Genomic DNA, 17025 nt, shown 5'->3' with positions numbered 1-17025 from the left:
GCAGGTGGGATCCGACCCACGGACGAATGACGAACGAGGAGCAGGCAGCAATGGGGGATATACGCAGATCAGGAGCCATGGCCCTGGGGATCACCATGTTGGTGGCCCCGCTCACGGTGGCGCTCGGCACGGGCAGTGCTCAGGCCGCGTCGTGCTCGACACAGACCGGGCCCTACCAGAAGCAGGTCGAGAAGTTCCTCGGCCGCCCGGTGGACGGCAAACAGTCGGCAGCCGACTGCAAGGTCATCAAGGCTTTCCAGACCAAGCACAAGATCAGCCCGAACGCCGGGTACGCGGGCAGCGTCACTTGGGGCGTCATGAACCTCATGAACAAGCAGAAAGCGGTGGGCAACAACCCCAACAAGGCGGGTAAGTGCCCGACCAACAAGGGGCGCATCGCCTGTGTCGACCTGACGCTCCAGCTCAGCTGGATCCAGGACGGCCGAAACCTCAAGTACGGCCCGATCCCGGTGCGCACCGGCCGCAACGGCCACGAGACCCGCACGGGCCTGAAGAAGGTCTACTGGCGCAACATCGACCACGTGTCGAGCATCTACCACGTGCCGATGCCGTACAGCCAGTTCTTCGACGGCGGCCAGGCGTTCCACTCGGTCGGCATCAGCGTCTGGTCCCCGCCGGGCTCCCACGGCTGCGTCAACATGACGAAGAAGGACGCCGTGCAGTACTGGAACATGCTGCGCAAGGGCGACGACGTCTTCGTCTACGGCCGCAAGCCGGGCACCTGATCCGCCGTTCTCGCGGATCCGACGGCGAGAACCTCTATAAGGCTTCAGACGTCAGGGTGGCGAGAGGGCTGGTCCCCTCTCGCCACCCTGACGTCTGAAGTGGTGGGTCTATGCGGCAGAAGTCAGATACGTCCATGTGTCAGCCGAGTCAGCGGTCCGGCCTGGATCTTCGCTGACCGGCGTCCGGCGGTGAAAGAAGCTCCGACCACGCCGACCAGGCCGGCGGCAGCTCCTGCGGCAATGGCCTTGCGGTTCTTCACCAGGGTCCAGCCGGCGACTGCCGTGGAAGCGACCTTGCCGGAGGCCGATACCACTGTCTTGCCGCCGCTCTCGATACCGGCGGCTGCCGCCTGCTTCGCGCGCTGTGTCGCGAGACCGAACGTGTGGGCACCAGAAGCGGCGGCGTCGGCCGCCTCGCCGGCGGAATCCTTCGCCTTTTCGGCAGCCTGAGTCGATTCCTGCTTGGCCTTCTGTGCAGTGGTGTTCACCTTGTGCGCTCCTGTACTTGCGGCCGACCGCCCCTTGGCGGCTGTTGCCTTCGTGCTGTGCCGAGTGTTTCCGGCGCTGTCATCGGAGGTTCTTCTCTCTTCAGCCATGCAGTCCGTGTTGCCAGTCAACGCCCTGTGAAACTCGGTGCGTCTGAAGGTTCCTTGCCGAAAGGCGGCAAGGAACCCAGCGGACCCGGGCTCAGATGCAGGTCACGAGCGCGGACAGCCGCTGACACCGGTCGACCGGGACGGGTTGAATCGGATCTTTGCCAGAGCCTCGTCTGCGCCTCGCGCGGGTCGGTGCTGTTACCAGCGCATCGCGGTGAAGTCGACCGGGCGGGGCCGGAGTTCTTGAGTACGCGTTGTCAGGTGCCGCAGCCGTAGTGCCATGTCGTCGCCGGGGAGACGTCGGCGGTCGCCGTGGCCCGGTAGCAGCCACTCGAAGCGCAGCCGGTGGGCGGTGCGGGCCAGGGAGGCGGCCAGCTCCTCGATGGAGTACCAGGTGACACTGTCGGCCACCTCGATGTCCCCTGTCGTGCGTGACCAGTAGAAGCTGTCGCCGCTGAAGCAGTACCGCTGGTCGGCGAGGTAGAGCACGCTGCCCCGCGTGTGTCCTGGAAGGGGGAAGGCGACGACCCCGCCTGCGATCTCCGTCGGGTCGGTGCCGCGGAGCACACGGTCGGCGTCCGGGGCGGCATCGAGGTCGCCCTCGTGGATCCACAACCGGGCGCCGAAACGATCGGCGTAGCGACGGCCGTGCGCGGCGTGGTCGCGGTGGGTGAGCAGGACGTCGGTGACGGGCCCCAGTGCCTCGTGGCGCGCGGCCAGCGAAGTGCTCCAGCGCGGCGTGTCCACCATCATCACGGTGCCGTCGGCGCGGCGTAACAGGTAGGAGTTGGCCCCTGCGGTGTGCGGGGAGTTGTGTCCGCACAGGTACACGGAGTCGTCCAGTGCCAGCGGGAAGGGGTCCAGCGACGGATCAAGGCGCCCGGTCGGGGGACGAACCGAGCGGGTGGGACAGGCGTGCGCGGCGGCGTGGAACTGCCGTATCTCGTTCTGGCCGTGCGGCTGGTGCAGGACGACCGCGCGGCCGTCGGCCTCACCGATGAGGCCGGGGGCGAGCTGCCGGGCAACGTCGCAATTCATGCAGCGCTCGTCCACGTGCCAGCCGCCCGCTAACCGTTCATCGCCCATGGTCCACTCCCTCGCGTACTGCGCCCGCTGACCGGCCGCTCGTTCTCAGGGGTATCGCGCGTCGTGCGGGGAGAGGAAGAGGGTACGGATCTTGTGCTTGGACCGCTGTCCTGTTCTGGGGGTGGTTTTAAGTGCGTTTATCCATATTTTCCGGCGTCCCTGAGCTCCTCCGTCCGGGCTCAGCCGCCCATCCACCGCAAAAAACCGTTGGGCGGACGAGGGCGACCACTGCTACGTTTCCGGAGGCCGTGCGAGAGATCCAGGAGGTGGTACCCGTGAACGCAGTATCGACATGGGTGCTCCCCTCTGGGGCCACGGTCGGGCGATAGGCAGGTCGTCCGGGAGCGCCGTTCCAGTGCACTCCCGAAAGGCACGACCATGCATTTCACTTCCGAGCAACGCCTCGACGACGGCGTCCTCGAACGCGAGTTCACCCTCGGTGAGATCCCCGGCATCCTGTGGACACCCGCGTCCGCCCCCGCATCCGCACCGGCGCCACTGATCCTGCTCGGCCATCCTCCCCTGGGGCTGCGCAAGATGTACCCCCGGCTGGTGGCCCGAGCCCAGCACGCTGCGGCGGATGGCTTCGCCGCGGCCACCATCGAGCTCCCTGGAAGCGGCGACCGGCCCCGCCTGCCCGCGGCCGAGCAGGCACGGGCCGATCTGCGGCGGGAGATGGAGGCCGGTGAACCGGTCAGCGACGGGATCGTCGACGCCCTCATCCTCCCGCTGGTCGACCAGGCCGTCCCGGAATGGCAGGCCGCCCTGGACGCCCTCCTTGCGCTGCCCGAGATCGGTGGCCCGGTCGGGTACTCGGGGGGAGTGATCTCCATCGGCATCCGTCTTGCGGTGGTCGAGCCGCGTATCTCGGCGGGTGTCCTGTTCGCCGGAAGTTTCGTGCCTCGCGCCATGTTCGAGGAGGCCCGGCAGGTCACCATTCCGCTGCACGTCCTGCTGCAGTGGGACGACGAAGGCAACGACCGGCAGGCGGCCCTGGATCTGTTCGATGCCTTCAGATCCAAGGAGAAGTCCCTGCACGCCCATCTCGGCGGGCACACCGGCGTCCCGCCGTTCGCGGGGGACGCCGCTGCCCAGTTCTTCACCCGACACCTGAAGTGAGGCCGGTCCGTCCGGTCGGCAGCAGCCGGTAGCTGACGTCGACCGGCATGCCGCTCACCGAGGACAGGTACCGGCCCCTCGGCAGCTCTTTCACCGTGGGCCTCTGCTGAACGTTCGGCGGGGGCCCACGGGCAGGCGGCGCCTGGCGCCTGGGCCTGGCTCCAGGAAGGTGGAGGCAGCCGACCGTGCGTGACTGGCTGAGGAACATCTCCCCGCTCCGGGAGGAGCGGGGAGGGCAGGTGGGTTCAGATGACGCCCTGGGCAAGCATCGCGTCCGCCACCCGTTCGAAGCCTGCGATGTTCGCCCCCGTCACGTAGTTTCCGGGCGCACCGTAGCGTTCGGCCCTCTCGTGGCAGGTGGTGTGGATGTCGTTCATGATGTGCGTCAGTTCCTCCTCGACCCGTGCTGCCGACCACGAGGTGCGGGCGTGGTTCTGGGCCATCTCCAGGGCGCTGACCGCCACGCCGCCTGCGTTGGCCGCCTTGCCGGGCCCGAACGCGACACCCGCCTGCTGGAACAGATGCACCGCCTCGGGGGTCGTCGGCATATTGGCGCCCTCCGAAACGGCCTTCACGCCGTTACGGATCAGAGCGGCGGCGTCGTCGCCGTTGAGCTCGTTCTGTGTGGCCGACGGCAACGCGATGTCGGCCGGGACCTCCCAGACCCTTCCGCCCGGCACGAAGTGGGCCGATGCGCCCCGTCGTTGGGCATAAGTGTCGACACGGCCGCGCTCCACTTCCTTGACCTGCCTGAGGAGGTCGAGGTCGATGCCCTTCTCGTCGACCACGTAACCGGACGAATCCGAGCAGGTCACTGCGTTGGCGCCGAGGGCGGCCAGCTTCTGGATGGTGTGGATGGCGACGTTGCCGGAGCCGGAGACTACCGCCGTGCGGCCCTCGAGGTCCTCGCCGCGCTCGCGCAGCATGGCCGCCGCGAAGAGGACGTTGCCGTACCCGGTGGCCTCTGGACGGATCAGTGAGCCACCCCAGCCTGGTCCCTTGCCGGTGAGGACACCGGCCTCCCAGCGGTTGGTGATGCGCCGGTACTGGCCGAACAGGTAGCCGATCTCGCGCCCGCCGACGCCGATGTCACCCGCGGGCACGTCCGTGTGCTCACCGATGTGCCGGAACAGCTCCGTCATGAACGACTGGCAAAAACGCATGACCTCCGCGTCGCTGCGGCCGCGCGGGTCGAAGTCGCTGCCACCCTTGCCGCCGCCGATGCCAAGACCGGTCAGCGCGTTCTTGAAGATCTGCTCGAAGCCCAGGAACTTGATGACGCCGAGGTTCACCGACGGGTGGAAGCGCAGGCCGCCCTTGTACGGGCCAAGAGCGCTGTTGAACTCCACCCGGAACCCGCGATTGACGTGGACGCGACCCCGGTCGTCCTGCCACGGCACTCGGAAGATGACCTGCCGCTCCGGCTCGCACAGCCGCTCGATCAGTCCGGGTTCGGCGTACTCGGGGCGAGCCGCGATGACTGGCGTCAGAGTCTCCAGGACCTCCTTGGCGGCCTGGTGGAACTCCGGCTGGGCCGGGTTGCGCTGCTCGATCGCGGTGAGCAACTGCGCGAGCGTGGTCTTCGTCTCGGAACGCGTGGTCAAAGGAGCCCTTTCTGAAACGGCTGACACCGGGGATCCGGCGCGGCGTGCGGCGGACTCCGGTACAGCCGGTCGGGTCGTACGGCGCCATTGCCGTGCGCGGGATGCTCAAGTCTTATGCGCATGGAAACATGCTGCCCAGTGCCCAGGTCCAGAGCGCGACCACGATGCGAGACTGAACTCGCGCCCTGTCGGCAGGTCGGAGGGCGACCGTCGTTGCGGGCGTGTCCGGCGACGGCGGCAGCGATCGGACCGGCTCTCCCGCGTACGCGGGTCGTACGTCGCATCCCTGCGTTCCGACGCGCCGCGCCGTGGCCCCGGGGCTTCACGGATGTTCTGGTCGACGCGGAGAATGCCTACGAGAATGCCAACGCACCAGTTTTCGGGGCCAGTTGGCGTGGCACACTGCTCAGCGCCAGCCACCCGCCCGCCTCCCTGTGACGATGGAGTCCGCTCATGACGGCACCCGCCCCCCGACCTCGCATCGACACCAGCCAGGCGCACCCCGCACGGGTCTACGACTGGCTGCTCGGGGGCAAGGACAACTACCCCGTCGACGAGGCAGTGGGCGAGAAGCTGCCGCCCGAGGTGCGCATCGGCGCCCTGCAGAACCGCGCGTTCATGAAGCGGGCCGCCGCCCATCTCGCGGGACTGGGAGTCGACCAGTTCCTCGACATCGGCGCCGGTATCCCCACCGCGCCCAATCTGCACCAGATCGTGCAGCGCATCGCGCCGTCCGCGAAGATCGTCTACACGGACAACGACCCCGTCGTGCTGCGCCACGCGGAGGCCCTGCTGGTCAGCAGCCCGGAAGGCGCAACCGACTACATCCAGGCTGATGTGCGAGAGCCGGAGGTGATCCTCGAACACGCCCGTACCGTCCTGGACTTCGGCCGTCCGATCGGTCTTTCACTGATCGCGCTGATGCACTTCGTCGCGGACGAGCAGGACCCGTACGGCATCGTCGGCAGGCTGGTCTCGGCCCTGCCGTCCGGCAGCCACCTGGTGCTCTCCCACGCCTCCAACGACATCTTCCCTGAGGTGGCGGAGCAGGTGACCGAGCAGTACGCGAGGAGCGGCATGACGCTCGCGCTCCGCTCCCGCGAGGAGACAGCCCGCTTCATCGAGGGTCTGGAGCCCGTCGAGCCCGGCCTGGTGACGGCCCCCGAGTGGTTCCGCGAGGAGCCCGCGCCGCAGCCCGCACCGAGCGGGATGTACGCGGTGGTGGCACGGGTGCCTTGACCTTACGTGCCTTGACCTCACTTGGATTCGAGTCGTCCCAGCGGGTGTCCGTTGGTGAGAACGTCCCGGGCTCTCTCCCAGTGGCTGTGGTCGGTCCCGGTGACGTGGCGCAGGTAGGCGAGGGTGACCTGTTGGACGAGTGTGACGCGGCCGGGATCTGCGTCGGTGGTCTCCGCCGCCTGGTAGCCGGAGATGCCGCCGAGAAAGTGCTCGCCGCCGTGGACGGTGAGAAGGCTCTTGCCGCCGCGGCTGAGGGTGTAGGGGTCGGTGGTCCAGGCAGGTCCGCGGGTGGAGAGCGGGAGGTCGTCCGCGTCGCCGGCGACGACGAGTCCGGGGGCGGTGATGTGGGAGAAGTCCTGATCGCGCAGCCAGGGAAGGTTCTCGTGGGCGAAAGGAGTCAGTTCATCTCCGCCCTTGCCGGCGGTGGCCAGCTGGATGCTGGCCATGATCCGGGAGTCCGAAAGGTCCTCGGCGGTGCCGGTGTGCGGGTCCTTGACGCGCAGACCTACCAGGATGCCGGCGGTCTGGCCGCCGAAGGAGTGCCCGGCCGCGACGACACGACTGTGGTCGGCCCGGCCGGCCAGGCCCGGCACGGACGCCTCCAGGGTCCCGAGGTCATCCAGGATGCGCTGCATGTCCTGCACCCGGTGGCGCCACAGCCAAGGCCTGCGGGGATCGTCTGCGGCCATGCCGAGCCGTTCGGAGTCCAGATGGGTGGCCCGAACGACCATGAAGCCGCGGGAAGCCCAGTGGTCGACCAACGGCGCGTAGCCGTCCAGGTCCGAGCCGAACCCGTGGGCGAACAACACGACCGGCAGGTCGGTGCCGGTGACCGGGGCGGAGACGCTTACGTGCAGGTCCTCACCGCGCTGCGGTGCGCGCAGCACGAGAGGCTTGACCGTCACGGTCGAGGTGGGCTCGGGGCCAGTGAGACCGGTGTCCTGGGAAGCGGTCATGTGTGTGCCTTCCACGTGTGCAGCGGGGGCAGGCGCATGGAGCACTCCATTCATCAGAGCCAGGGCATATGTGGTCCAGCCGGGAGGAAGCGCCTGTCGGTGGGTACTTCGGCTACGCTAAAACTTGACGTTGACGTCAGAGGCAAGTGAATGTGCCTCACACCACAGGAATCCGGAGCGGGCCATGCGCATTGGGGAACTCGCCCTCCGCACGGGCGTCAGCACCCGGGCCCTGCGGTACTACGAGGAGCAGAACCTGCTCGCCGCCGAACGCAGCGCCAGCGGCCAGCGCCACTACGCGGAAGCCGCTGTCGAACGGATCCGCCTGATCCGGCAGCTGTACGGCGCGGGGCTGTCCAGCAAGACCATCGCTGAGCTCACGCCCTGTGTCATCGACGGCAAGGCCACGCCCGAGCTTCTCCAGCGCCTGACCGTCGAACGCGACCACCTCGACCGGCACATCACGGATCTCACCCACACCAGGGACCGGCTTGACTCCGTCATCGCCGGAGCCTCCGCCAGCATGCACACCGGGGCCCCGTGCCGGCGGGACACGACCGCCTAGTGTCCTGAGCCAGAGAGCCGTGGCATTTCGTCTGCACTGTTCGCAGTTCGGGCGGTCCTCGCCACGTTCCGGCGGGCGGCGCGGCGAGCGACGTCCGTGCGCCGGTGAGTTCGTGGCGGCTGAGCCGACCGGAGCCGATGCGGTGGCCCGGAACATCGCCGTGACGCCATTTTGGCCGCGGCTCGCTCGGGCGTCGCCTTCAGACGTCAGGCGCCGTCAGCCCTGTCGGACACGGTTGCGCTGACCGGTGTGCCCGCCTCGACGGTGCGGCTGACCGTGCAGAGCCGGTCGTGCGAAGTCTTCACGGCCCGGGGCAGGATGGTGCGGGCGCGCTCCCCTGACGGCCCGTCCGGGAACGCGACGGAGAAGGCGACCTCGAGGTCCGACATCCGGTTGCCGCCCTCGTCCTCGACCTTGCTGCCGGTTACGGTGACGGAGAACGTGGTCGGCTCCTCGTGACGACTCGTGGCGACCTCCACGTCGGCCGCGGTACAGCCGCCGATCGCCGCGAGGAACAACTCGACCGGCGTGAAGTCGGCGCCCTCGCCGGTGCCGAAGCTCAGCGTGCCCCCTCGGGTGTTGGTCACGGTGAACCGGCCCGGTCCGGCTCGCTCGATGGTGACAGTACGCAGCGAGTTGTCAGTCATGGCGACGACATTACTGTCACGTCCCGCGGACCGTCCTGATGCCGCGCCTGCCCGTACACCGAGCACCGACAGCCGGGTACCGGATGCGACGGCGGGCGGATGTCGTGCGCGGCCGTCTCGGCGTGGCACCTGGGCCAGTGACTGCTGAGCGATGGCCGAGTCCTGCACGATGGCCTCTTCAGGACCGCAGGGCGGGCTGGAGCGGCGCTTTTGGCCCTACGTGATCCACGGCGGGTCTCATGGCACGCAGACTCCCGCACCGACCCGGCCGAGCCCCGTCAGCCTTCGGCCGGAGGGCGGGTGGTGTGCGGGGTCCGCAGTTCCGCCAAGTGGCCGACGACGACGGCGTACATGGACTCGGGGGTCTCGATGTCCGGCCGCATTGCCGCGTGCACGGCGAGACCGTCCACCAGGGCGTGCAGCCGGGCGGTCTCCTGATTCAGGTCGCGGCCGGGATCGATGAGGCCCGCCACGAGGCCGCGGCAGCCTGCGCGGAGCGTGTCGTACCCCTCGTCGCGCAGCGTTCGCAGCTCGGGGTCGGTCATGGCGCGAGCCGTGAAGGCCAGCCACACCTCGTTCTCCGCCCGCCGCTGGTCGTCCAGCGGCACAGCATGATGAAGGCCGTGCTCACCCTGCGCACCGGCAATGCCTGGGTGCACGTGTGGGCGTACCACGCCCTGGCCCCGCACACCCTGGCCGATACCCGGCACATCGTGCACATCTTCCGCGCCGCGTCTGAGCTCGAAGGGCAAGTCGAACCAGCCGTCCGGGGGATGTGCCGTGCGCATGTCGCGCCGCCCACGGGAGTCCTGTGGACCAGGTCTTTCAACTCTCCGGTAGCGTCACCCCATGAGCCATCCGCACCCCGAGCTGAAGCCTGCCCCGCCGCTGCCCAAGGGAGGCCTGCGGGTTGTCGCCCTGGGCGGCCTGGGCGAGATCGGCCGCAACATGACCGTCTTCGAGTACGCCGGCAAGCTGCTCATCGTCGACTGCGGCGTGCTGTTCCCCGAGGAGAACCAGCCCGGCGTCGACGTCATTCTTCCCGACTTCACCTCGATCCGGGACCGCCTGGACGACGTCGTGGCCGTGGTCCTCACACACGGCCACGAGGACCACATCGGCGGTGTGCCCTACCTGCTGCGTGAACGGTCCGACATCCCCGTCGTCGGGTCGAAGCTGACACTTGCCTTCCTGGAGGCCAAGCTCAAGGAACACAACATCCGGCCGCGCACGGTGCGGGTGCGGGAGGGGGACCGGCGCGGATTCGGGCCCTTCGACTGCGAATTCGTGGCGGTCAACCACTCCATCCCCGACGGGCTCGCCGTCGCCATCCGCACGGGTGCCGGGATGGTGCTCCACACCGGCGACTTCAAGATGGACCAGTTCCCGCTCGACGACCGCATCACCGACCTGCGCGCCTTCGCGCGGCTCGGCGAGGAGGGCGTCGACCTGTTCCTCACGGACTCCACCAACGCCGAGGTGCCGGGCTTCACCACCTCCGAGCGCGAGCTCAACCCCGCGATCGAGCAGGTCCTGCGCACCGCGCCGCGGCGGGTCATCGTCTCCAGCTTCGCCAGCCATGTGCACCGTATCCAGCAGGTGCTCGACGCCGCCCACCAGCACGGCCGCAAGGTCGCGTTCGTGGGCCGCTCGATGGTCCGCAACATGGGCATCGCCCGCGACCTGGGCTATCTGAACGTTCCCTCGGGCCTGGTCGTGAGCATGAAGGAGCTGGAGAAGCTCCCCGACCACCGGATCACCCTGGTGTGCACCGGATCCCAGGGCGAGCCGATGGCCGCGCTGTCGCGGATGGCCAATCGCGACCACGTGATCCGCATCGGAAAGGGAGACACCGTTCTCCTCGCCAGCTCCCTGATTCCCGGCAATGAGACGGCGATCTACCGAGTGATCAACGGGCTGACCCGTTGGGGCGCGAACGTCGTCCACAAGGGCAACGCCAAGGTGCATGTCTCGGGGCACGCCAGCGCGGGTGAGCTCGTCTACTGCTACAACATCGTCAAGCCCCGCAACGTCATGCCCGTACATGGCGAGTGGAAGCACCTGAAGGCCAACGCCGACCTGGCCATCCGCACCGGCGTCGACCCCGACCGGGTCGTCATCGCCGAGGACGGCGTCGTCGTCGACCTCGTCGACGGCCGCGCGTCCATCACCGGCAAGGTGCCCGCGGGCTACGTCTACGTGGACGGGATGACCGTCGGCGGCGTCAACGAAGCCTCGCTGAAGGACCGGCTCACGCTGGCCGAGGAGGGCGTCGTCACCGTGGTCGCCATCGTCGATGCCGACACGGGCGCGCTCGCCGAGGCCCCCGACTTCCTGGCCCGCGGCTTCGTCCACGACGAGACCACCTTCGAGTCCGTCATCCCGATGATCGAGAAGACGCTGGCCACCGCAGCCGAGGAAGGGGTCGGCGACGCCCACCAGCTCGAGCAGCTCATCGCTCGTGCCGTGGCGAACTGGGCGTACCGCACACACCGCCGCAGGCCCCTGATCATCCCGGTCATCATCGACGCCTGAGCGAGACCTGACCTTGGCCGCCGGCACCGGCCACACGAGCGTCATGAGCGGGGAGTTCAATGAGCGGGGACAAGAGCGGGGGCCTGACGGACCGGGCCGCCGTCGAAGAGAGATTCCGGCACGACTGGGGGCTCGAACTGCCAGAATCCATCTTCCGGTTCTGGGAGTTCCTGGGAGCTCTCGGCCCGGACGGAGAGCGGGCGCTCCGGGACCTGGACGTGAGCCCGGTCGGCATCCTGGACCTGTTCGCAGACCCTGGTCTGCGACCGCGGGACGGCATCGACGTCCGGGTGCACGGTCGCTACTACCGCGATCCGCCGGAGTTCCTGACCTTCCTGCACGGCGGCTCCGACGGTCTGCACCACGGCCTGTGGTTCGACGACGGCCGCACCTGCAGCGGTGTCGCCTCCTACTACAACAACGACGGCGGCGGCATCGACACGCGTTCCAAGACCCCGCTCGAAGCGGTGCGGGTGATCCTCGAACGCTGCTGGCGCGACCTCGACGACGACGTGCAGGACGACGAGGAGGGGTCGGCCCGGCGCTCGCGCCTGGGTCTGCTGCGCGATGCGCTGACCGCCGTCGAGACGGGTGAGCGCACCGAGACGGGCCTCGCCTACTCCAGGGCGTACGACATGGCCGTCCCGCCCGTGGACCCTGACCGGATCACCACGCTTGACGGCGCCGGCGCACTCGCGTCGGGCGATTCCGCGCTGGGCCGCCCTGCCCACAACGGGGCCGACGAGTACAAGTTCGCGACGTACATGTACGGCCTGTTCGACGAGGCCGAGGCCCTGGGGGAGTCCCTGGACGAGGCCCGCCGCCGCTGCTCGGCGGGCGACCCGACGGAGGCCCTTCTGCTGGGCCGCGACCTGCACTGGGCGTCCGCGGGTGACCCGGCGCGCGAGGCTCTGGCGAACGAACTCCTCGTGACGGCCTATCGCGCGCTGGGCCGTCCCAGGCTCGCGGAGATAGCGGACGCCCACCATCGGCACCGTTCCTTGCCGCAGGTGGACGTCCTGGAGACGAGCGGGGAGCAGGTCTAGTACGGACCGTTCACGTTGTCGATCGAGCCGTACCGGTCGGCCGCGTAGTTGCAGGCGGCGGTGATGTTGGCGACCGGGTCGAAGCTGTCCAGCGACGTCCCGGGCACGTGGTACGCGGAGAATGTGGGGGCGATGACCTGCAGGAGCCCCTTGGAGGGAGTTCCGGCGGCGGCGTTGGAGTCCCAGTTGTTCGTGGCCAGCGGGTTGCCGGAGGACTCGCGCATGACGTTGCGGTGGATTCCCTCGTAGGAGCCGGGGATGCCGCGCTCGGCCATGATGTCGAGCGACTCCTTGATCCAGCCGTCGAGGTTGTTGGCGTACGACTTCTTCGCCGGGGCGGCGGCGGGCTCAGCGGCGGGCGCGTTCGTGCGCTTGGAGCGGTCCGCCCGCTCGGTGGAGGCCTTGGAAGCGCCCTCCTTGTCGAGGGTGAGCCGGAGACCGGGGCGGATCAGCTTCGGGTCGTCGCCGAGGGCGCTGCGGTTGTCCTCGTACAGCTTCTTCCAGCTGCCGCTCACGGAGTGCTCTCGGGCGATCTTGGAGAGGGTGTCGCCCGCGACGACGACGTAGGTCTTCGGGGCCGCGGCGGGCTTGGCGGCGGTGTCCGCCTGCGCCGCTCCGGCGGTGGTCGCGCCGAGCACCGGGAGGACGAGCACGGCCCCGCCCGTGCCTGCGGCGGCGATACCTCTGGTGAGCGAGCTGGACTTGGGACGGCGGTGCTTTCCCTTTGCAGGCATGACGAATTCCTCTCCGTCGCCTACGAGGTGAGCTGTCGGGTTCGGACGGGAGATGTCCGGTCGCGCTGCAAAGGCGACTTCACCCCGAGCCGTTCCGGAATCCGGATCGGCGGCTTACCTGGGTCCCCCGCTCCTGCCGGGCGTATGTGAGTGGGTGGGAGTGATTCCGGACAGCGGCAGGATTCGGCGTTCCATCCGGATTGACGGTGACGTTAGGCGAGAAAGCCCGGACAGAACAAGGTCAGAATTCAAATAGAAATGTGCGAGGCCCGGCCGCCGACCACCGGAACCCCGTGTCCTCTTTGATCGAAAAGCCCAACTTTCTTTGCGTGGAACGGAAATGTGCTCAGCGGCTCCCGTGGGCGCGGCCTCCTGTGTGACCCGTTTCACTGAATGGGGAAGGGGGCGGAATGCGGTTCGACGGGGCATCGAGGTATGCCATTTAGTTGGACCTCGCCGCAATGCAGGGGGAAATCTGTATATGACTCTAATGATGCAAAGGAGTATCTTTTTGGCTCAAAAATGGACATACTGCGGATGTTGCTCGTCGTGCTAAAACGGGGCGTATCGCCATCAATGGCGGCTTGATCGCCGCACGTGGTGGGGGCTGACGGCGGTTCGTGGGCGGGTGATGAGGGTGATGATCGGCCGCTGCTCCCGCCGTCCCTTTCCGTTTGGCCGCATGCCGTTGGGGCGGACCCCGAGGAGGAGCCGCCCCAACGGCGCGTAATGGCACGGGTGTTAGTGCTTGCCGGACCGCTCGGCTGCCCGCCAGACATCATCACCGCGATCGGATCCCTTCAACCTGCGTGGGAAACAAGCTTCTTGTGTGTTTGCTCGGCAGGAATGGGAGCACATGGTCGTCTGGAGGTTGATAAAAATGGTTCCCCTGATTGTGGTACTTCTTCTGGCCCTGCTCCTCTTCGGTGCGGGATTCGCACTGAAGGCGTTGTGGTGGGTCGCGGTCATCCTGCTGGTCGTCTGGCTGCTCGGCTTCGTGATCAAGCCCGCTGCGAGCGGCGGCCGAAAGGGCCGCTGGTACCGATGGTGACGCGCACTTGACGCGCACCCGAATGCGCACCTGAATGCGACAACACAGAGCGGCGCGGCGCCACGGGCGGTGGCGTGCGTGCCTGAGGGGTGGGCCTGACCTGGGACGGTCAGGCCCACCCCTTCGTCGTTCTCCGGCCGCACCTCGCGCTACGCCGAAGACCGCGCCCCCGGTCGTCCGTTGGCCCTGGCCGCCACGGTGCGCGGCCTGGGGGTCAGGGCCGCGCGCAGAGCCGGTGCGAGGACGTGGCGGGTCTCGGACGGGGTGAGGGCGGCGGGGGTGGGGAGAGGGTTGAGGTAGCGGGTGTAGATCAGGCCGCCGAGGATCGTCGTCACGGCGGTGGCGCGTGCGGTCGCGTCCTGGCCGCCCAGAAATTCAACAAGCCGGGCCAGCAACTCGCGTTCCAGGTATTCACGGATCACCGCGGCGGCCTCGTCGCCCTGGGCGGTGAGCGCCAGGAAATCGGCGTCCTCCCACAGACCCGTCACCGCATCGATCAGACGCTCGGGAAGGGTGGTCGGGTCACCGCCGAGGACATGATCCACCGTCAGCGCATTGGCGCACTGGAACTGCATCACATCCGCGAACAGGCCCTTCTTCGAGCCGAAATGGTAGGCGATCAGCGCCGGATCGACTCCGGCGGCGCCTGCGACCGCGCGCAGAGTGGTGCGCCGGTAGCCGCGCTCCAAGAACAGCGCACGGGCGGCCAGGACGATCGACTCACGGGTCGGCGGATTGCCGCGGGGACGGCCTCGTGTGCGCGCTGGAGCAGGGGCTTCGTTATTCATCAGCGTTGAGCCTGCGCACACGGATCGGCACAGTCAAGGGCGTTCCGGGAGCCACACGTTCAGGGAACCACACGATCCGGCAACCACACGACGGGATGTCCCGACACCATGCGCATCGCAGTCTTCGGCGCCAACGGACCGACCGGCCGCCACCTCACCGACCAAGCCATCGCCGCCGGCCACGAGGTCGTCGCCGTGACCCGCCGCCCCGGCTCACTCGCCCCGCGAACAGCCCTCACCGTGGCCGTCGCAGATGCCACCGACCCGGCAGCCGTCGACGCCGCGATCGGCGGGACGGATGCCGTCCTTTCCGCGCTGGGCGCACGATTCAGCAAGGAGGCCGTCACCACGTACTCGGCGAGTGCCAGGGTCATCACCGAGGTCATGGCGGGTCACGGCATCAAGCGGCTGCTCGCCGTCAGCTCCAGCATCGCCGACCCGCACTGGCGCCCCACCGGCGCGCACTTCTTCAACCATGTGCTCGACCCGCTGGTGAACCGACGGCTCGGCCGCACCCTCCACGAGGACATGCGCCGTATGGAGGCCGTGATCCGGGAGACGGACCTCGACTGGACCCTCGTCCGGCCATCGGGCCTCTTCGAGCACTCCGTCGTCACGGACTACCACACAGCCGAGACCAGCGCCGACGGCGTCTTCACCGCCCGTGCCGACCTCGCCGCGAGCATGCTGCGCGAGCTGGCGGAGCGGGAGTACGTCCACCGGGCCATGGGCGTGATCACCACGGCCGTGAAGCCGAACATCGCCAAGCTGATCTGGAACGAAGGCGTGAAGAAGAAGTGAGCCGGGCCGCCGAACTCCCGGACACCGCAAGGGCGTTCCTCGCTCGCCCCCACACGGCCACCCTCACCACCCTGCGCCCCGACGGCACGCCGCACGTGACCCCTGTCCGCTTCACCTTCGACGCTGCCGCCGGCCTGGCTCGGGTGACCACGCGGGCAGGGGCCCGCAAAGCCCGCAACGTGACGGCGGGCGGCCCGATGTCACGTGTCGCGCTCTGCCAGGCGGACGGTTTCCGGTGGATCACCCTCGAAGGCCGGGCCGTAGTGACCGACGATCCCGTGCGCCTGGCCGAAGCGGTCCGCCGCTACACCGTCCGCTACCACGCGGCCCCGCCCGCCCCGCCGGACCTGGCCGTCATCGAGATCACCCTCGAACGCGCCCTGAGCCTCAACCTCTGACCCCCCACGTCTGACGCCCAGCCTCAGGCTCCCTGCGGCTGACTCCCTACCTCTGACTCCCCACCTCAGACTCCCCGCCTGAATGTGAAGTGACCCCGCGATGCCCACCCTCTCCGTCCTCGGATCCACCCTCCACTACCGGGAGTCCGGCGACCCCGACGGGCTGCCGTTCGTCTTCCTCCACGGCAACCCCACCTCCTCCCACCTCTGGCGGAACGTCCTGCCAGGTGTGGCCGCGCCCGGCCGCCGCCTCCTGGCTCCCGATCTCATCGGCATGGGCGAATCCGGCAAGCCCGACCTCGCCTACTCCTTCGACGATCACGCCCGCCATCTCGACGCCTGGTTCGACGCCCTCGGGCTTGCCGAGGCCGTTCTCGTCGGCCACGACTGGGGCGGAGCGCTCGCCTTCGACCGCGCCGCCCGCCTTCCGGATCGCGTCCGTGGCATCGCCTTCACCGAGGCGATCATCAAACCGCTGGTCGGCGATGAATTCCCCGCGGCCGGAAGGGAGTTGTTCACGCTTCTTCGCACTCCCGGCGTGGGCGAGGAGATGATCCTGGAGAATTCGCTGTTCATCGAGGGGCTGCCGGACACCTTCGCCACCCCGATCGACCCCGCGGACCTGGCGGTCTACCGCCGCCCCTTCCCGACCCCGCACAGCCGCCGCCCGGTACTGGCATGGACCCGCATGATGCCGCTGGACTCAGAACCCGCCGACGTCGTGGCCCGCATCGAACGCTACGACGCCTGGCTTGCCGCCAGCCCCGAAGTCCCCAAGCTGCTGGCCGCATTCGAACCGGGACCGGGCGCGATGACCGACCAGGGAGCCGTCGCCTGGTGCGAGGAAAACATTGCGGGCCTGGAGGTCTCCCGCCACGGCCTCGCGGGTCACCACTCCCCGGAGGACCGCCCCGAAGAGCTGGCCGCCGCGATCAGCGGCTGGGCCGCCCGCCACGGACTGGAGCGCGCATAGCCGGGCGGCCTGCCTCGAACACCGGGACGGATCCCGCCGGAGGGCAGAGCCGCCCAGTCGGCCGGTGAGCAGGGCACGCCGGTACGCCACCCCAGCTCAACCGCCTGATCACCTCCATCGGCTTCCCTGTCAAGTTCTAGT

18 protein-coding genes and 1 riboswitch are annotated in these 17025 nt (G+C 68.6%); of the genes, 10 read left to right on the top strand and 8 right to left on the bottom strand.

The features are described from left to right. The first annotated feature begins 50 nt into the window (after positions 1–50). Entirely contained in the window at positions 51–746 is a 696-nt protein-coding gene (locus AC07AG_RS26535) for a L,D-transpeptidase (RefSeq protein WP_478758263.1), read from the top strand. A gap of 122 nt (positions 747–868) precedes the next feature. Here AC07AG_RS26535 and AC07AG_RS26530 read toward each other — a convergent pair whose 3' ends face one another. Continuing rightward, the gene (locus AC07AG_RS26530) at positions 869–1234 is read right to left on the bottom strand and encodes a hypothetical protein (RefSeq protein WP_478758261.1); all 366 of its coding nucleotides are present in this window, start codon (positions 1232–1234) and stop codon (positions 869–871) included. A 306-nt stretch (positions 1235–1540) separates the two neighbouring features. After that, entirely contained in the window at positions 1541–2428 is an 888-nt protein-coding gene (locus AC07AG_RS26525; protein WP_478758260.1) for a 4Fe-4S domain-containing protein, read from the bottom strand. Between the two features lie 378 nt (positions 2429–2806). Between AC07AG_RS26525 and AC07AG_RS26520 the strand changes: the two genes are divergently transcribed. Beyond that, positions 2807–3547: an alpha/beta hydrolase gene (locus AC07AG_RS26520; RefSeq protein ID WP_478758258.1), complete on the top strand. Its 741-nt coding sequence runs from the start codon at positions 2807–2809 to the stop codon at positions 3545–3547. Positions 3548–3792: 245 nt separating this feature from the next. Here the strand turns inward: AC07AG_RS26520 and gdhA are convergent, their stop codons facing one another. Beyond that, on the bottom strand, positions 3793–5151 hold the full coding sequence (gene gdhA / locus AC07AG_RS26515; RefSeq protein ID WP_478758256.1) for an NADP-specific glutamate dehydrogenase: 1359 nt from the start codon (positions 5149–5151) through the stop codon (positions 3793–3795). 453 nt (positions 5152–5604) lie between these two features. Here gdhA and AC07AG_RS26510 point away from each other — a divergent pair, with 453 nt between their 5' ends. Next, positions 5605–6390: an SAM-dependent methyltransferase gene (locus AC07AG_RS26510; RefSeq protein ID WP_478758254.1), complete on the top strand. Its 786-nt coding sequence runs from the start codon at positions 5605–5607 to the stop codon at positions 6388–6390. A gap of 17 nt (positions 6391–6407) precedes the next feature. On the opposite strand, the gene AC07AG_RS26505 is transcribed toward AC07AG_RS26510, so the two are convergent. Beyond that, a complete protein-coding gene (locus AC07AG_RS26505; protein ID WP_478758252.1) occupies positions 6408–7346 on the bottom strand; it encodes an alpha/beta hydrolase family protein in 939 nt (312 codons plus the stop codon). 184 nt (positions 7347–7530) lie between these two features. Here AC07AG_RS26505 and AC07AG_RS26500 point away from each other — a divergent pair, with 184 nt between their 5' ends. Further along, positions 7531–7911, top strand: a complete 381-nt coding sequence (locus tag AC07AG_RS26500; protein WP_478758250.1) for a MerR family transcriptional regulator — start codon at positions 7531–7533, stop codon at positions 7909–7911. Between the two features lie 206 nt (positions 7912–8117). On the opposite strand, the gene AC07AG_RS26495 is transcribed toward AC07AG_RS26500, so the two are convergent. Continuing rightward, positions 8118–8558, bottom strand: coding sequence for an OsmC family protein (locus AC07AG_RS26495; RefSeq protein ID WP_478758248.1), 441 nt, complete (start codon positions 8556–8558; stop codon positions 8118–8120). 278 nt (positions 8559–8836) lie between these two features. Further along, complete coding sequence (locus tag AC07AG_RS26490; RefSeq protein ID WP_478758247.1) at positions 8837–9166, bottom strand: TetR family transcriptional regulator C-terminal domain-containing protein; 330 nt, start codon at positions 9164–9166, stop codon at positions 8837–8839. A gap of 241 nt (positions 9167–9407) precedes the next feature. Here AC07AG_RS26490 and AC07AG_RS26485 point away from each other — a divergent pair, with 241 nt between their 5' ends. Both AC07AG_RS26485 and AC07AG_RS26480 read left to right on the top strand, forming a co-directional pair. After that, entirely contained in the window at positions 9408–11093 is a 1686-nt protein-coding gene (locus AC07AG_RS26485; RefSeq protein ID WP_478758245.1) for a ribonuclease J, read from the top strand. Positions 11094–11152: 59 nt separating this feature from the next. Further along, positions 11153–12139: an ADP-ribosylation family protein gene (locus AC07AG_RS26480; RefSeq protein WP_478758243.1), complete on the top strand. Its 987-nt coding sequence runs from the start codon at positions 11153–11155 to the stop codon at positions 12137–12139. Here the strand turns inward: AC07AG_RS26480 and AC07AG_RS26475 are convergent. Beyond that, positions 12136–12873, bottom strand: a complete 738-nt coding sequence (locus AC07AG_RS26475; protein ID WP_478758242.1) for a LysM peptidoglycan-binding domain-containing protein — start codon at positions 12871–12873, stop codon at positions 12136–12138. The genes AC07AG_RS26480 and AC07AG_RS26475 overlap by 4 nt on opposite strands. Before the next feature lie 2 nt (positions 12874–12875). Further along, positions 12876–13040: riboswitch (cyclic di-AMP (ydaO/yuaA leader) on the bottom strand. A gap of 713 nt (positions 13041–13753) precedes the next feature. Between AC07AG_RS26475 and AC07AG_RS26470 the strand changes: the two genes are divergently transcribed. Beyond that, positions 13754–13924 (top strand): DUF5670 family protein, encoded by a 171-nt coding sequence (locus AC07AG_RS26470; protein ID WP_478758240.1) that lies wholly within the window; start codon positions 13754–13756, stop codon positions 13922–13924. A 149-nt stretch (positions 13925–14073) separates the two neighbouring features. Here the strand turns inward: AC07AG_RS26470 and AC07AG_RS26465 are convergent, their stop codons facing one another. Next, entirely contained in the window at positions 14074–14712 is a 639-nt protein-coding gene (locus AC07AG_RS26465; protein ID WP_478758238.1) for a TetR/AcrR family transcriptional regulator, read from the bottom strand. 108 nt (positions 14713–14820) lie between these two features. On the opposite strand from AC07AG_RS26465, the gene AC07AG_RS26460 reads away from it, so the two are divergent. The 3 genes from AC07AG_RS26460 to AC07AG_RS26450 all read left to right on the top strand — a co-directional run bounded on the left by AC07AG_RS26460 (position 14821) and on the right by AC07AG_RS26450 (position 16884). Further along, positions 14821–15513 carry an NAD(P)H-binding protein gene (locus AC07AG_RS26460; RefSeq protein WP_478758237.1) on the top strand — a complete coding sequence of 231 codons (693 nt, stop codon included), beginning with the start codon at positions 14821–14823 and terminating at the stop codon, positions 15511–15513. Next, the gene (locus AC07AG_RS26455; protein ID WP_478758235.1) at positions 15510–15911 is read left to right on the top strand and encodes a pyridoxamine 5'-phosphate oxidase family protein; all 402 of its coding nucleotides are present in this window, start codon (positions 15510–15512) and stop codon (positions 15909–15911) included. Before AC07AG_RS26460 ends, AC07AG_RS26455 begins: the two co-directional genes overlap by 4 nt. A 100-nt stretch (positions 15912–16011) precedes the next feature. Further along, positions 16012–16884, top strand: a complete 873-nt coding sequence (locus AC07AG_RS26450) for a haloalkane dehalogenase (RefSeq protein ID WP_478758233.1) — start codon at positions 16012–16014, stop codon at positions 16882–16884. Positions 16885–17025: the final 141 nt, after the last annotated feature.

This window comes from Streptomyces sp. NPDC044044 (assembly GCF_056434405.1).
Note: the sequence above shows the minus strand (reverse complement) of the source record. Positions and strands in the feature narration are given on the sequence as shown.

Bases quoted from the DNA above. Each gene is read 5' to 3' on its own strand.
- AC07AG_RS26535 (WP_478758263.1), top strand. From the start codon at position 51: ATGGGGGATATACGCAGATCAGGAGCCATGGCCCTGGGGATCACCATG.
- AC07AG_RS26525 (WP_478758260.1), bottom strand. From the start codon at position 2,428: ATGGGCGATGAACGGTTAGCGGGCGGCTGGCACGTGGACGAGCGCTGC.
- AC07AG_RS26520 (WP_478758258.1), top strand. From the start codon at position 2,807: ATGCATTTCACTTCCGAGCAACGCCTCGACGACGGCGTCCTCGAACGC.
- AC07AG_RS26510 (WP_478758254.1), top strand. From the start codon at position 5,605: ATGACGGCACCCGCCCCCCGACCTCGCATCGACACCAGCCAGGCGCAC.
- AC07AG_RS26505 (WP_478758252.1), bottom strand. From the start codon at position 7,346: ATGACCGCTTCCCAGGACACCGGTCTCACTGGCCCCGAGCCCACCTCG.
- AC07AG_RS26500 (WP_478758250.1), top strand. From the start codon at position 7,531: ATGCGCATTGGGGAACTCGCCCTCCGCACGGGCGTCAGCACCCGGGCC.
- AC07AG_RS26495 (WP_478758248.1), bottom strand. From the start codon at position 8,558: ATGACTGACAACTCGCTGCGTACTGTCACCATCGAGCGAGCCGGACCG.
- AC07AG_RS26485 (WP_478758245.1), top strand. From the start codon at position 9,408: ATGAGCCATCCGCACCCCGAGCTGAAGCCTGCCCCGCCGCTGCCCAAG.
- AC07AG_RS26480 (WP_478758243.1), top strand. From the start codon at position 11,153: ATGAGCGGGGACAAGAGCGGGGGCCTGACGGACCGGGCCGCCGTCGAA.
- AC07AG_RS26475 (WP_478758242.1), bottom strand. From the start codon at position 12,873: ATGCCTGCAAAGGGAAAGCACCGCCGTCCCAAGTCCAGCTCGCTCACC.
- AC07AG_RS26470 (WP_478758240.1), top strand. From the start codon at position 13,754: ATGGTTCCCCTGATTGTGGTACTTCTTCTGGCCCTGCTCCTCTTCGGT.
- AC07AG_RS26465 (WP_478758238.1), bottom strand. From the start codon at position 14,712: ATGAATAACGAAGCCCCTGCTCCAGCGCGCACACGAGGCCGTCCCCGC.
- AC07AG_RS26460 (WP_478758237.1), top strand. From the start codon at position 14,821: ATGCGCATCGCAGTCTTCGGCGCCAACGGACCGACCGGCCGCCACCTC.
- AC07AG_RS26450 (WP_478758233.1), top strand. From the start codon at position 16,012: ATGCCCACCCTCTCCGTCCTCGGATCCACCCTCCACTACCGGGAGTCC.